This window comes from Planobispora rosea, assembly GCF_014648175.1.
Classification (GTDB): domain Bacteria; phylum Actinomycetota; class Actinomycetes; order Streptosporangiales; family Streptosporangiaceae; genus Planobispora; species Planobispora rosea.
The window spans coordinates 161,571-175,509 of sequence record NZ_BMQP01000002.1 but is presented as its reverse complement, the minus strand read 5'-3'; the positions used below and the strand labels follow the sequence as shown (position 1 = coordinate 175,509).

Annotated in this window: 10 protein-coding genes; all 10 read left to right on the top strand. The window is 73.1% G+C overall.

The window, feature by feature from the left end; genetic code table 11:
* Window positions 1–26: 26 nt before the first annotated feature.
* The 10 genes from scpA (at window position 27) to IEZ08_RS02595 (ending at window position 13,903) form a co-directional block, all read left to right on the top strand.
* On the top strand, window positions 27–2,234 hold the full coding sequence (gene scpA, locus IEZ08_RS02640; protein ID WP_189241576.1) for a methylmalonyl-CoA mutase: 2,208 nt from the start codon (window positions 27–29) through the stop codon (window positions 2,232–2,234).
* Between the two features lie 3 nt (window positions 2,235–2,237).
* The gene (meaB, locus tag IEZ08_RS02635; RefSeq protein WP_068922904.1) at window positions 2,238–3,236 is read left to right on the top strand and encodes a methylmalonyl Co-A mutase-associated GTPase MeaB; all 999 of its coding nucleotides are present in this window, start codon (window positions 2,238–2,240) and stop codon (window positions 3,234–3,236) included.
* 351 nt (window positions 3,237–3,587) lie between these two features.
* Complete coding sequence (locus tag IEZ08_RS02630; protein WP_084779980.1) at window positions 3,588–4,988, top strand: cytochrome P450; 1,401 nt, start codon at window positions 3,588–3,590, stop codon at window positions 4,986–4,988.
* On the top strand, window positions 4,985–5,866 hold the full coding sequence (locus IEZ08_RS02625) for a terpene synthase family protein (RefSeq protein WP_068922905.1): 882 nt from the start codon (window positions 4,985–4,987) through the stop codon (window positions 5,864–5,866). Before IEZ08_RS02630 ends, IEZ08_RS02625 begins: the two co-directional genes overlap by 4 nt.
* An 11-nt stretch (window positions 5,867–5,877) precedes the next feature.
* Window positions 5,878–7,545: a prenyltransferase/squalene oxidase repeat-containing protein gene (locus IEZ08_RS02620; RefSeq protein ID WP_229802870.1), complete on the top strand. Its 1,668-nt coding sequence runs from the start codon at window positions 5,878–5,880 to the stop codon at window positions 7,543–7,545.
* Between the two features lie 213 nt (window positions 7,546–7,758).
* Entirely contained in the window at window positions 7,759–10,254 is a 2,496-nt protein-coding gene (locus tag IEZ08_RS02615; protein WP_189241575.1) for a sensor histidine kinase, read from the top strand.
* 83 nt (window positions 10,255–10,337) lie between these two features.
* Window positions 10,338–10,769, top strand: coding sequence for a roadblock/LC7 domain-containing protein (locus tag IEZ08_RS02610; protein WP_068922907.1), 432 nt, complete (start codon window positions 10,338–10,340; stop codon window positions 10,767–10,769).
* Window positions 10,766–11,152, top strand: coding sequence for a DUF742 domain-containing protein (locus IEZ08_RS02605; RefSeq protein ID WP_068922908.1), 387 nt, complete (start codon window positions 10,766–10,768; stop codon window positions 11,150–11,152). Before IEZ08_RS02610 ends, IEZ08_RS02605 begins: the two co-directional genes overlap by 4 nt.
* Window positions 11,133–11,762 (top strand): GTP-binding protein, encoded by a 630-nt coding sequence (locus IEZ08_RS02600; protein ID WP_068922909.1) that lies wholly within the window; start codon window positions 11,133–11,135, stop codon window positions 11,760–11,762. The genes IEZ08_RS02605 and IEZ08_RS02600 overlap by 20 nt, the downstream gene beginning before the upstream one ends.
* Window positions 11,763–11,911: 149 nt before the next feature.
* On the top strand, window positions 11,912–13,903 hold the full coding sequence (locus IEZ08_RS02595) for a CehA/McbA family metallohydrolase (protein ID WP_229802869.1): 1,992 nt from the start codon (window positions 11,912–11,914) through the stop codon (window positions 13,901–13,903).
* Window positions 13,904–13,939: the final 36 nt, after the last annotated feature.

Here is a 13,939-nt window from a genome sequence, read left to right as displayed (position 1 = left end):
CCTGACAGGACCGGGGAGGGGACCCGATGATTCCGGATTTCTCGGGGATCGAGCTGGGCGGCCGGGCGGAGGCCGTGCCGGACGGCCTCGACCGGTGGGCGCGGGCGGTGCGGGAGGAGACCGGTCACGGCCCGGACGAGCTGGTGTGGGAGACGCCCGAGGGGATCGGGGTCAAACCGCTCTACACGGCCGCGGACCTCGGCGGGCTGGACTTCCCGGCGACCTACCCGGGCGCGGTGCCGTACGTGCGCGGGCCGTACCCGACGATGTACGTCAACCAGCCCTGGACCATCCGGCAGTACGCCGGGTTCTCCACCGCCGAGGAGTCCAACGCCTTCTACCGGCGCAACCTGGCCGCCGGGCAGAAGGGCCTGTCGGTCGCCTTCGACCTGGCCACCCACCGCGGCTACGACTCCGACCACCCGCGCGTGGCCGGGGACGTCGGCATGGCGGGCGTGGCGATCGACTCGATCTACGACATGCGGCAGCTGTTCGACGGGATCCCCCTCGACCGGATGAGCGTGTCGATGACCATGAACGGCGCGGTGCTGCCGGTGCTCGCGCTCTACATCGTGGCCGCCGAGGAGCAGGGGGTGGCGCCCGAGCAGCTGGCCGGGACCATCCAGAACGACATCCTCAAGGAGTTCATGGTCCGCAACACCTACATCTACCCGCCGGGGCCGTCGATGCGGATCATCTCCGACATCTTCGCCTACACCAGCGAGCGGATGCCGAAGTTCAACTCGATCTCGATCTCCGGCTACCACATCCAGGAGGCCGGGGCCACCTGCGACCTGGAGCTGGCCTACACCCTGGCCGACGGCGTGGAGTACCTGCGGGCGGGCGTGGAGACCGGGCTGGACGTCGACCGGTTCGCGCCGCGCCTGTCGTTCTTCTGGTGCATCGGCATGAACTTCTTCATGGAGGTCGCCAAGCTGCGGGCCGCCCGGCTGCTCTGGTCCCGCCTGGTGGCGGGCTTCGGGGCGAAGGACCCCAAGTCGCTGTCGCTGCGCACCCACTCGCAGACCTCCGGCTGGTCGCTGACCGCGCAGGACGTCTTCAACAACGTCGTACGGACCTGCGTCGAGGCGATGGCCGCCACCCAGGGCCACACCCAGTCGCTGCACACCAACGCTCTGGACGAGGCGCTGGCCCTGCCCAGCGACTTCTCCGCGCGCATCGCCCGCAACACCCAGCTGCTGCTGCAGCAGGAGTCGGGCACCTGCCGGGTGATCGACCCGTGGGGCGGCTCCTACTACGCGGAGCGGCTCACCCACGAGCTGGCGGAGCGGGCCTGGGGGCACATCCGGGAGGTCGAGACCGCGGGCGGCATGGCCAGGGCCATCGACGCCGGACTGCCCAAGCTCCGCATCGAGGAGGCCGCCGCCCGCACCCAGGCGCGCATCGACTCCGGGCGGCAGCCGGTCATCGGCGTCAACAAGTACCGGCCGGACGCCGACGAGCCGATCGAGGTGCTCAAGGTCGACAACACCGCGGTGCGGGCCAGCCAGCTGGCCAAGCTGCGGCGGCTGCGCGCCGAGCGCGACCCGGGCGCCGTGGAGGACGCGCTCGCGGCTCTGACGAAGGCCGCCGACGCGGCGGTGAACGGCACCCGCGCGCCCGGCCTGGAGCAGAACCTGCTCGCGCTGGCGGTGGACGCGGCCCGCGCCAAGGCCACGGTCGGGGAGATCTCCGACGCGCTGGAGAAGGTCTTCGGACGGCACGCGGGGCAGATCCGTACGATCTCCGGGGTGTACCGGGAGGAGGTGGGGTCCGGCGTGGACGAGGTCCGTACGGCGTGCGCCGCGTTCGAGCGGGCCGAGGGCCGCCGCCCGCGCATCCTGGTCGCGAAGATGGGCCAGGACGGGCACGACCGGGGCCAGAAGGTGATCGCCACGGCCTTCGCCGACCTCGGCTTCGACGTCGACGTCGGCCCGCTGTTCCAGACGCCGGAGGAGGTCGCCCGTCAGGCGGTCGAGGCCGACGTGCACGTGGTCGGCGTCTCCTCGCTGGCGGCCGGGCATCTGACCCTGGTGCCGGCGCTGAAGCGGGCGCTGGCCGAGCTGGACGCCGACGACATCATGATCGTCGTCGGCGGCGTCATCCCGCCGGGTGACGTCGAGGCGCTGCGCGAGGCCGGGGCCTCCGCGGTCTTCCCACCGGGCACGGTGATCGCCGAGGCCGCCCTCGGCCTGCTGGCGGACCTGTCGGCCCGGCTCGGTCACGGATCCTGAGTCTTGAGCACGCTTGAGGACTACGTCCGGGGAGTGCGCTCCGGGTCGAGACGCTGGATCGGCCGGGCCGTCACCCTGGTGGAGTCGACCAGGGCCGACCACCGCGAGCTGGCGCAGCGGCTGCTGGTCGAGCTGACGCCGCTGGCGGGCCGGGCCCGCAGGCTCGGGGTCTCCGGCGTGCCCGGGGTCGGCAAGTCGACGTTCATCGACGCGCTCGGCACCCACCTGACCGGGCTGGGCCACCGGGTCGCGGTGCTGGCCGTCGACCCGTCGTCCACCCGGACGGGCGGGAGCGTCCTGGGCGACAAGACCCGCATGGCCCGGCTGGCCGTCGACGACAACGCCTTCATCCGGCCCTCGCCGACCTCGGGGACCCTGGGCGGGGTCGCCAAGGCGACCCGCGAGGCCATGGTGGTGGTCGAGGCGGCCGGGTACGACGTGGTGATCGTGGAGACCGTCGGGGTCGGGCAGTCGGAGACCGCGGTCGCGGACATGGTGGACACCTTCCTGCTGCTGACGCTCGCCAGGACCGGGGACCAGCTCCAGGGCATCAAGAAGGGCGTGCTGGAGCTGGCCGACGTGATCGCGGTCAACAAGGCCGACGGCCCGCACGAGATGGACGCCCGCCGGGCCGCCCGGGAGCTGGCGGGGGCGTTGCGGCTGCTGCGCTCCGGGCGGTCCGAGCGCGCCGTGCCGGTGCTGACGTGCAGCGGGCGGGAGGGCGCCGGCCTGGCGGAGCTGTGGCAGCAGGTCGTCGCGCACCGCGACGGCCTGGAGGCCTCCGGCGAGCTGGCCGGCAAGCGGCGGCGCCAGCAGGTCGGCTGGACCCGGTCCATGGTGACCGACCGGCTCCTGCGGATGCTGCACGACCACCCGGGGGTGGCGGCCGTGGCCGCGCAGGCCGAGCGCGAGGTCCTGGCCGGCACGCTGACCCCCGCCCTGGCCGCCGACCGCATCCTCGCGGCGTTCACGGCGCGTGACCCGGGCACGATGGCCGGATAGCGCGCCGGGAGGACCGTGTTAACGGACGGTAAACACCATCGCATGCCCGAACTTTGCGACTATTTGGGCCCGATGCGAGCTTGATCACCACTAGTAGATCATGTGATACTTCGTCCGGAGAAATGTAAATGTTGTGATGTGACGCGCCTTTGACGTATCGCTTCCGGAGGAAGCGCACGGCGAGGCTCCGGGCGTTCCGGAATGGCCGCCGGCCGACCGGCCCGGAGTCGTGTCCGGCAGGAAGAAAGGGACGCGATGGGGCGTCCCGAGTCTGGATGTGCTCAACCGTCCGCTTGACCGCGGGCGGTTTTCCACGTTGTGCGCGTTCACGTCACGCAAGGTGGGAGACGCATGGCGATGTCGATCGATGTGGACGCCGGCCCCGTCCGACGGGCGAGATCCGTTCCGATGCGCAGAGCCCTGCGCAGGCTCATGGACGACCCCGCAGGCGGACTGTGGGAGTTCGCACAGGAGGCCGGGGGAGAGGTCGTCCGGCTGGAACTGGGGCCCTTCCGCCCCTACCTGGTGACCCATCCCGACCACGTCCAGCAGGTGATGCGCCTGGAGTGGACGAACTACCAGCGCACGGGGATGTTCTGGCGCCCCCTGGAGCGGCTGTTCGGGAAGAGCATCATGGGCGACGGCGAGCAGTGGCGGATCAGCCGGACGATCCTGCAGCCCCTGTTCACCACGCGGTACATCTCCACCCTCGCCGAGGAGGTGGCGGCCCGCGTCGCCGGGCGCGTCGAGGAGTGGGACGGGTACGCCCGCAGCGGACGGCCCATGGACGCCACCGCCGAGATGTCGGGCATCCTCACCTACATCGTCAACCGGGTGCTGTTCGGGGACAAGCTGAGCCGGGAGGACGCCGAGCGCATCGTCCCCGCCTTCGATCTGGTGTCCCACTCGCTCGTCGCCCGGTTCCTCATGCCGTTCATGCCGTACTTCGTCCGGATCCCCGGGGACCGGGCCTGCCTGCGGGGCGTCAAGCAGATCGACGACGTGGTGTTCCCGATCGTCCGCAAGGCGATGGCCGACCCCGACGACGGCCTCGACGTCATCTCCGTGCTCTGCCGGTCCACCGACGAGGAGGGCCGGCCGCTGACCGCCACGCAGATCCGCGACGCCCTGGTCAGCGTCTACGCCGCGTCGTCGGAGACCACCGCGATGATCCTCACCTGGCTGTGGCTGCTGCTGGAGGAGCACCCCGACGTCGCGGCCCGGCTCCAGGCGGAGATCGACGAGGTGGTGGGCGACGGACCGGCCCGCGCCGATCACGTCCCGCAGCTGTCCTACACGCGGATGGTCCTGCTGGAGTCCCTGCGCCTGTACCCGTCGGGCTGGCTCCTGCCCCGGCACGTCATGGAGGACGGGGTAGTCGGCGGCGTGCGGATCAGGCGCGGCTCGACGGTGCTGATCAGCGCCTACGCCACGCAGCGGCTGGAGGAGTTCTGGGAGCGCCCGCACGAGTTCGACCCCGAGCGCTTCAGGAACGGCAACACCGCCGGCGGGGAGCGCCGGCACCGGTACTCCTACTTCCCCTTCGGCGGCGGCCCGCACAAGTGCCTGGGCGAGCACCTGTTCTACGTCGAGGCGCCGCTCGTGGTCGCCTCCATCCTCAGCCGGTTCCGCCTGTCGGTGCGCACCCCGGGGCCGTACACCCCCGGCTGGGCCGCCTCGCTGCGTCCCAAGGGCCGGATCGAGCTGGGCGTGTCCTTCGCGAGCCGTGATCGGAGTGCGGTCGCCCGATGACGGTCCAGAATGGCGCCGGCGCGCGGCCGGCGGCGACGGAGTGCGGAATCGTCTGCGCCGGGGCCGGGCGGGCCCAGCGGGAGATGAGCCGGTGGGCGGAGACCTATCCCGGGTTGTTCTCCGCCAAGCCGTTCGACGCGGCCCTGTACAGCACCCTCTCACTCGCCATGGCGTTCAGCGGGCCGTGGTTCACCCCCGAGCAGCTGCGGCTGGCCAACAAGACCTCCCTGTGGGCGTTCGGCCTGGACTGGATCGTCGACTACGTGGCCACCTCGCGGGCCGAGGTGGAGGACGCCGCCCGGCGGTGCCGGGAGACGGCCGCGGGCGCCCCGCCCGTCCCCGGCGACGACCTCACCCGCATGCTCGCCGACATCCGCGACGAGCTGGCCTCCTCGCCCGCCTTCGCCGAGCTGGGACCGGTCTGGCGTGACGAGCTGGAGCGCATGCTGGACGGGATGCTCGCCGAGTGGGACTGGAAGAGCGAGAAGGTCGCCCCGTCCTTCGAGGAGTACCTCGGCAACGCCGACAACCTCGGGTTCTCCTTCGCCTTCGCCGCCCACTGGATCCACGTCACGGCCGGCGGCCCGGTCGCGGACGTCGGGCCGATGCGCGAGGCGAGCTGGGCCGTGCAGCGGGTCATCCGCCTCCTCAACGACCTGGGCACCTACGAGCGCGACCTCGCCTGGGGAGACCTCAACGCCCTGCTGCTCCTGGACCGGGCCGAGGTGGAGCGGCGGATCGCCGGGCTCGCGGCCCGGAGCCGGGAACTGCTCGCCCCGCTCCGGGAGGCCCACCCGGAGCTGGCCGGGTACATGGAGCGGCAGATGGACTTCTGCGCCGGGTTCTACCAGGCCGGCGACTACTGGGGGTCCCTGTGACGGCGGCCCCCGTGACGGCGACCCCGCCGGAGATCGACGTGGCGGCGGAGGCGGGTGAGCTGGTCGCCGGGATGCCGGCCCGGCCCTGGGGGCAGGTGTCCGCCTCGCCGTACGAGACCGGCCGGGTGGTGAGCCTGGCCCCCTGGCTGGCCGGGCACGCCGCGCGGGTGGACTTCCTGATCGCCACCCAGCGGGCGGACGGGGGCTGGGGCCCGCCCGGCGGCTACGCCCTGGTCCCCACGCTCAGCGCGGTCGAGGCGCTCCTGGCGGAGCTGCGGCGCGAGGCTCCCTGCGCCGCCCCCGGGCTGCTGGCCAAGGTGGCCGCCCGCGGGCTGGAGGCGGTGCGGGACCGCCCGCTCCCCGCCGCGTCGTTGCCGGACACGCCGGCGATCGAACTCATCGTGCCGTCCCTGCTCGCCCTGATCGGCGGCCATCTCGACGCGGGACCGCCGGACACGGGCGGCGAGCGCTCCGGTACGGCGAGGCCCGAGCCGCCCGCGGGCCTGAGCGATGCCAAGCTGACCGCGGTCCGGGCCTGGCTGGCGTCGGGCGCGGACGTCCCGCAGAAGCTGGTGCACGCGCTGGAGATCGCGGGACCGGAGGCGGTGGCCTCCTCCACGGTCGTTCCCACGCCGATGCCCGGCGGGATGGCGGCCGTCGGGGCCTCGCCCGCGGCGAGCGCCGCCTGGCTGGCCGCGAAGGGCGGACCGGTGACCGGCGGACCGGCGGCCGGCGGGCCCGGGGCCGGGAAGGCCGCGCCGTACGGCGGCGGCCGGCCCGCGGCGGAGGAGACGGCCGTGCGCCGGTACCTGGAGGCGGTCGTGGCCTCCACCGGGGGGCCGGTGCCGTGCGCGCTCCCGATCACCGTGTTCGAGCGCGGCTGGGTGCTGAGCTGGCTGCGGCGCGCGGGTGTTCCGGTGGACGTGCCGCCGGAGCTGGCGGCGAGCCTGCGGGACGGGCTCGGCCCTGACGGGATCGCCACCGGGCCGGGGCTGCCGGCCGACGCCGACACCACCTCCGTCGCGCTGTACGCGCTGGCCCTGCTCGGCGAGCCGCGGGAACCGGAGGGGCTGTGGCCCTTCGAGCTGGAGACCCACTTCTGCACCTGGCGCGGGGAGGAGGGCATGTCCCTGACCACCAACGCGCACGTGCTCGACGCCTTCGGCGCCTACGTGCGCGGGTGCGGCGGGCAGCCCCGCCACGCGGCCGTCGTGGCCCGGCTGGCGGCCTGGATCCGCGACCGCCAGGAGGCCGGCGGGGGCTGGCGGGACCGCTGGCACATCTCGCCGTACTACGCCACCGCCTGCTGCGCGATCGCGCTGCACGAGTTCGGCGGTGAGGAGTGCGCGGGCGCGGTGGACCGCGCCGTGGACTGGGTGCTCGGCGGCCAGCGGGCGGACGGGTCGTGGGGCCGCTGGGAGGGCACCGCGGAGGAGACCGCCTACGCGTTGCAGACCCTGCTGCTGACCGGCGCCGCGCGCCGGGGGCGGGGGCGGGGACGGCAGGCCGTGGAGCGCGGGTACCGGCGCCTGCTGGAGATCCGCGACCGTGACGCGCCGCCGCTCTGGGTCGACAAGGACCTGTACCTGCCGACGGTGATCGTCAGGGCGGCCGTACTCGGTGCCCTTCACCTGGCACAGGCCGAACTCCGATCCTTACCCGAGCCTGACTCGCGTTGAAAATCGGCCGTAGAATCACAAAAGGGACAGCTGGTCGTATTTAGTCGTTCTCGCCTTGAGTGTGTTTAGTGACATTGCTAGGGTTCGGCTGGTGTGACATGGGTTGCCCCTAGTCCTACGCTGCTGTGATCGTTCAGCGCATATGTAAGACATATGGGCTGACGCCGTAGAATATGACGTTTATTTATTTCTGCTTCCTTCGGGGTGGATGCCATGCGCTTGCGCAACGCGCGCTTGCGGACCAAGGTCACGGCACTGCTGGTGTCACTCACCGCACTCTGGATCTTCACGGCGTGGGTGACTGTCGGTGACGGCCTGAACATGCTCGGCGTGGCCACGCTCAACTCCGGCGTGGCGGAGCCGAGCGAGAAGCTCATCGTCGAGCTGCAGGCCGAGCGGCGGCTCACCGCGATCACGCTGGGCACCCCGGGCACGGAGCGCCAGCGCCGCGAGGCGCTGGCCGCCCAGCGTGCGCGCACCGACGCGGCGGGCACGCGCTTCCGCGAGCTCACCGGCGGGAACGGCGTGGCGTTCTTCGGGAGTGAGACGCTGGAACGCCGCATCGCCGAGATCCGCCGGCTGCTGGACGGCCTGGGCGCCGTGCGCAAGGCCGCCGACGAGGGCCGGACGGGCAGGACCGAGGCGATCGCGGCGTTCACCGGCGTCCTCGACGCCGTCTTCCACGCCTACGACGCGCTGGCCACCCTGGACGACGAGGAACTCGCCAAGGACACCCGCACGCTCATCGAGATGAACCGTGCCCGGGACATGCTGGCCCAGGAGGACGCCATGGTGATCGGCGCCCTGACGGCGGGCCGGTTCACCGAGGGCGAGCGCGTGCGGTTCATCCAGCTCAACGGGACACGGCGCTTCCTGCTCGCCCAGTCGGCCGCCGAGCTGCCCGCGGCCGACCAGGACGCCTACCGCCGGCTGACCGCCGACGAGCACGCCACCCGGCTGCGCGCCATGGAAGATCTGCTGATCAGGGACCCGAACGCGGTACCGGCCGGGCTGGTCGACGCCAGGCGGTGGAGCGAGGACGCGCAGCCCACGCAGGCCAAGCTGGCGGAGGTCGTGCTCACCGCCGGCAGCGGGGTGGTGGAGCGGGCCGGCCCGGTGGCCGCCGGTGTGATCGTACGGCTGGTGCTGGCCGGCGGCCTGGGCCTCATCGCGGTCGTCGCCTCGGTCGTGCTGTCCATCACCACCGCCCGCGCCCTGGTCCAGCAGCTGGAGAAGCTGCGCAACGCCGCCTGGGAACTGGCCAACAAGCGGCTGCCGGGTGTGGTGGAGCGCATCGGCCACGGTGAGAATGTGGACATCGCCGCCGAGGCGCCGCCCCTGGAGTTCGGCGACGACCAGATCGGCCAGGTCGGCAAGGCGTTCAACGTCGTCCAGCAGACCGCGATCGGAGTCGCGGCCGAGCAGGCCCAGCTCCGCCGGGACATCGCCGACATCCTGCGCAACCTCGCCCGCCGTACCCAGGGCCTGGTCCATCGCCAGCTGAGCGTGCTGGACGCCATGGAGCGGCGTGAGCAGGACCCGAACGAACTGCGGGACCTGTTCCGGCTCGACCACCTGGCGACCCGGATGCGGCGCTACGCCGAGAACCTCCTGGTCCTGTCCGGAGCGGCCCCGGGCCGCGCCTGGCGGGAGTCGGTGCCGATGCTCGACGTGGTGCGCGGAGCGCTGGCCGAGGTCGAGGACTACACGCGGGTGGACGTGCTGCCCATGGGGAACGTGGCGCTGGACGGCCGGGCCGTCGGTGACGTCATCCACCTGGTGGCCGAGCTGGTGGAGAACGCCGCCTCCTTCTCCCCGCCCTACACGACCGTGAAGGTCGGCGGGCACACCGTGGCGCACGGCTACGCGATCGAGATCGAGGACCGGGGCCTGGGCATGACCCCGGAGGACATCGCCGCGACCAACGAGCGCATCGCCAACCCGCCCGAGCTGAAACTGTCGGGCAACGCCCGCCTGGGCCTGTACGTGGTCAGCCGGCTGGCCGAGCGGCACGAGATCCGGGTGACGTTCAAGGCCTCGCCGTACGGCGGCACCACCGTCGTGGTGCTGATCCCGCAGGACCTGATCAGCGACCGTGCCGCGGCGCCGCAGGAGGCCGCCGTGCCGGCGGGGGTGAGCGCCATGGCCGGGACGGCCGTCCCGGCGGGCGCGGGCGCCTTCGAGAGCGCCTCCCCGATCCGTGCGGGTACGGCGGGCCCCGGCGGCTGGGACCCGCCGGCGCAGCCGGAGCCCCCGGGGACGGAGGTCGCGCCCGGTGGCGCAGCCCCGGCGACGGCCCCGCCCGCTCCGGCCTACCGGGAGACTCCCGTCCCCGTCTCCGGGGGATCGACGGATCCCGCGGGTCCAGGGCCGGATCCCGCCGGCCGGCCGGACCCCGCTCCCCGGCCCGCCGCCACCTCGACCATGCCGCCGCCCGACACCAGCCACACGCCGGGCGGACTGCCGCGCCGCGTCCCCCAGACCCACCTGGCCGCGCCGCTGCGCGAGGACGAGCCGCAGGCGGCGCGGCGGTCGCCGGAGCCGCCCGCCGGGGACGACGACCGCTCCCCGGAGGAGATCCGCGCCGCCTTCGCCTCCTACCAGGCGGGAACGCGCCGCGGCCGGTCCGAGGCCGCCCAGCTGCTCGGCGAGGGCGGTGAGGGCGGCGAGGGCGGCGGCTCCCCGGGGGGCGACCGGCCGCCCGCGTGACCCAGACGATCCGATTCGCGCACGCAGGCTCCGCCCCCCGGAGGGCCGGAGCCGAACGACGGCCGTAAGAAAGAGGACAACGAGTGGTGCAGGGAACAGGATCCGTCACCGATCTGGCCTGGTTGCTGGACGACCTGGTCACACGGGTGGCGGAGGCTCAGCACGGGATCGTTTTCTCCACCGACGGACTGCTCATGGCGTCCTCGGCGGGCCTGGAGCCGGCTGACGCGGAGCACCTGGCCGCCGTGGGATCGGCGATCCAGAGCCTGGGACGGGGGGTCAGCGACCGGGTCCGGGGCGGGGCGGTGCGCCAGACCATCATCGAGATGCGCTCGGCCTACCTGCTGGTGTCCACCGCCGGACAGGGCGCCTGCCTGGCGGTGCTCTGCACGAACGAGGCCGACGTCGGCCTCGTCGCCTACGAGATGGCCATGCTCGTCACCCGGGTCGGCCAGTACCTCACCTCACCCGCGCGGACGCCGGGCGCCTCCGACGGCGGTGATGCTCCGCGATGAACCCCCGCCAGGAGCATCCCGACACCCAGTGGATCGGCGAGGAGGCCGGGCCGATCGTCCGGCCGTACGTCCTCACCCGGGGCAGGACCGAGCCGGCGCGCGGCCGGTTCGACCTCATCACGATGGCGGTGACCGTCCGCCCCGTCCCGCCCGGCGAGATCGGGCTCGGCCCGGAGTGCCTGGCGATCGTGGGCCTGTGCCGGCAGCCGCAGTCCGTGGCGGAGATCGCGGCGCACGTCAACCTGCCCGCGGGCACCGTCCGCGTCCTGCTCAGCGACCTGCTCGACCAGGGGTACATCACCCTGCAAGAACCACATTCGGAGACGGATATGCACGACGAGAGGATGTACAGGGCGGTGCTCGATGGACTCCGTGCGCTCTGACCGCGACGCCGGGCGGGCGGTCCTGCCCAAGGCGATCAAGATCCTGGTCGCGGGCGGCTTCGGGGCGGGCAAGACCACTCTGGTCGGGGCCGTCTCCGAGATCGAGCCGCTGCGCACCGAGGAGACCCTGACCGACCGCAGCGTCGGGGTGGACGACCTGGCCGGCGTGGAGGGCAAGGCCACCACGACCGTCGCCATGGACTTCGGCCGCATCACCATCGGCGACGCCTACCGGCTCTACCTGTTCGGCACCCCGGGGCAGGAGCGGTTCTGGTTCCTCTGGGACGAGCTGGCCCTCGGCGCGCTGGGCGCGGTCGTGCTGGCCGACACGCGCAGGCTGGCCGACTGCTTCCCCGCGCTGGACTACTTCGAGCGGCGGGAGACGCCCTTCATCGTCGCGGTGAACTGCTTCGACGGCGCCCGCCGCTACGACCTGGAAGAGGTGCGCCTCGGACTGACCCTCCCCCCCGAGGTGCCGGTCGTGCTCTGCGACGCGCGCCGGCGGGGGTCCGGCAAGGAGGTCCTGATCACGCTGGTGGAGCACGCCATGAAGGTACGGCTCGGCCACTCGCTCTCCGCCGGTCCGGAGCGGCTGGAAACTATCCCGTAGTTACTTTTATCAATCCGAGTAGCGATAAACCCCACCACCGGGCGGGCGCGGCCCGTGTCGCCCGCGCTCGCCGTGTCACGATGACGGCGATCATGGAGGTTCTACACGGGGAGCTACTCATGTGCGACGATCCGGTTGTATCCCCCGCCATGGCGCGGGCGCTCGACGACTACCGGGCTCTGCTGGCCACCCACGGCGTCACCTGGGGCGAGGATCCGATCTTCTATGTGAAGTCGATGGTCACCGACGCCTACCTGATGGGCCCGCGCGACTTCTGGGGCACCTGCTACCGCAAGGTCGCCGAGCGCCACCCGGGCGCCGGTGCCGAGGAACTGGAGGACCATCTCCTCGAACTGGACATGGCCGAGGTGGTGCGCGACGTCCTCGCCGGAGACCTGACCGACAACCTCGCCGCGCTCCGCCTCACCGGGGGCGGGGCCACGCTGGAGGCGCGGGCGCAGGCCGTTCTCGGCGGCCGGGTCGTGCGCACGACGCTGCTGGTCGACTCCGCCCGGGACGAACCGGCGACCGTACTGGTGGACGGGGAGGCCCACGAGGTCGGCCCGCACGGCGCACTGCTGATCCCGATCACCGGCGGGAGCCGGGTCGCCGCGGACGGCGCGGAGATCGACCTGGCGCCGCTGGCCCGCCCGGCCGCCGCCGCCCGCCTGCGGGTGCGCGCCGGGATGCCGTGCCGGTGGAGCGTGTCCGGCGCGCACGGCCAGGGCTGGTACCCCGAGGGCGCCCCGCACCGGCGCGACGCCCTGGTGCGGCCCTACTTCCACGGTGACGACCTCGTGCTCGACGTCCCGGCCGAGCCGCTGGCCGTCCGCGTCTGGCGCGGGATGGAGTACGGCTCCGCCCAGGTGACCGTCACCCCCGCCGCGGGGGAGGAGACGCTGGTGGAGCTCGTCCCCCCGCGCCTGTACGACGCCGCGGCCCGGGGCTGGTACGGCGGGGACATGCACGTCCACCTCAACTGGGCCGGGGACATGGTCGGCACCCCCGCGCTCGCCGCCGCCATGCAGCACGGTGAGGACCTGCACGTGCTCAACCTGGTCGCCGGGAACGTCTCCTCCGAGCGGGTCTACGACGCCGAGGCGCTGGAGCACTGGGCCGGCAAGGACCTGCCCTGGTCCGACGCCACGCACCTGGCCCGGATCGGCGTCGAGTACCGCAACGACCTGCTCGGCCACTTCTACGCCTTCGCGCCCGAAGCCCCGCCCTCCCGCTTCCACACCGGCTTCCTCGGCACCGCCGACTGGCCGCCCAACAGCGAGGCCTGCGAGGAACTGCGGGCCCTGGGCGCGGTCACCGGCTACAGCCACCCCTTCCACGTGCCCTTCTCCGAGCAGGACGGCCCGCGGGCGGCGCTGCTGTGGCGGCGCAACTGCTCGGCCCGGGAGATCGTCGCCGACGCGGCACTCGGTCTGATCGACAGCCTCGACGTGCTCAACCACTCCTCGATCGAGGCGACCGCGCTCGTCTACCGGCGGCTGATCGGGGCCGGCAACCGGCTCGCGGTCACCGCCGGGACCGACAGCATGGTCTCCTTCGCCCGCCGGGGCAACCAGTCCAGCCCGCCCGGCTGGGAGCGGGTCTACGCCCGGGTGGACGGGCCGCTGAGCGCGGCCGCGTTCGCCGAGGCGATCCGGCGGGGCCGTACCTTCGCCACCACCGGTCCCTGGCTGGAGCTGTCGGTGAGCGGCAGCGGGCCGGGGGACACCCTGCACCTGTCACCCGGGGACCGGGTCACGATCACCGCCCGCTCGGTCGGCCCGGAGGTGGAGCGGCTGGAGATCCGCACCGCCGCCGGGGTGCACGCCGAGGGGAAGGGCGGCCACCTGACCGTCGAGCTGGCCGCGGACCGGCCGGACTACGTGGTCGCGATCGCCTCCGGCGGGCCGCACGAGCGCAGCTTCCACGCCGGCGGCGCCTACGCCTGCACCAGCCCGGTCTACCTCGACGTGGCCGGCCGCCACGTGGCCCGTCCCGAGGACGTGCGCTGGTGCCTGGAGTGGCTGGACGCGCTGGAGGCGATGGTCCGCGGGGAGGGCAGGTTCGAGAGCCCGGGACAGCTCGACGACCATCTGGCGCTGTACGAGCGGGCCCGCGGGGTCTACCGGAGCCGCCTGATCTGACCCGCCCCGCGGGGGGACGGCACCTCCCGCGGAACC

What these genes read in the sequence shown, in the direction of transcription:
- IEZ08_RS02625 (WP_068922905.1), top strand. Translation starts at nt 4,985, where the DNA reads ATGACGGTCCAGAATGGCGCCGGCGCGCGGCCGGCGGCGACGGAGTGC.
- IEZ08_RS02600 (WP_068922909.1), top strand. Translation starts at nt 11,133, where the DNA reads ATGGACTCCGTGCGCTCTGACCGCGACGCCGGGCGGGCGGTCCTGCCC.
- IEZ08_RS02615 (WP_189241575.1), top strand. Translation starts at nt 7,759, where the DNA reads ATGCGCTTGCGCAACGCGCGCTTGCGGACCAAGGTCACGGCACTGCTG.
- IEZ08_RS02605 (WP_068922908.1), top strand. Translation starts at nt 10,766, where the DNA reads ATGAACCCCCGCCAGGAGCATCCCGACACCCAGTGGATCGGCGAGGAG.
- IEZ08_RS02630 (WP_084779980.1), top strand. Translation starts at nt 3,588, where the DNA reads ATGGCGATGTCGATCGATGTGGACGCCGGCCCCGTCCGACGGGCGAGA.
- scpA (WP_189241576.1), top strand. Translation starts at nt 27, where the DNA reads ATGATTCCGGATTTCTCGGGGATCGAGCTGGGCGGCCGGGCGGAGGCC.
- IEZ08_RS02595 (WP_229802869.1), top strand. Translation starts at nt 11,912, where the DNA reads ATGGCGCGGGCGCTCGACGACTACCGGGCTCTGCTGGCCACCCACGGC.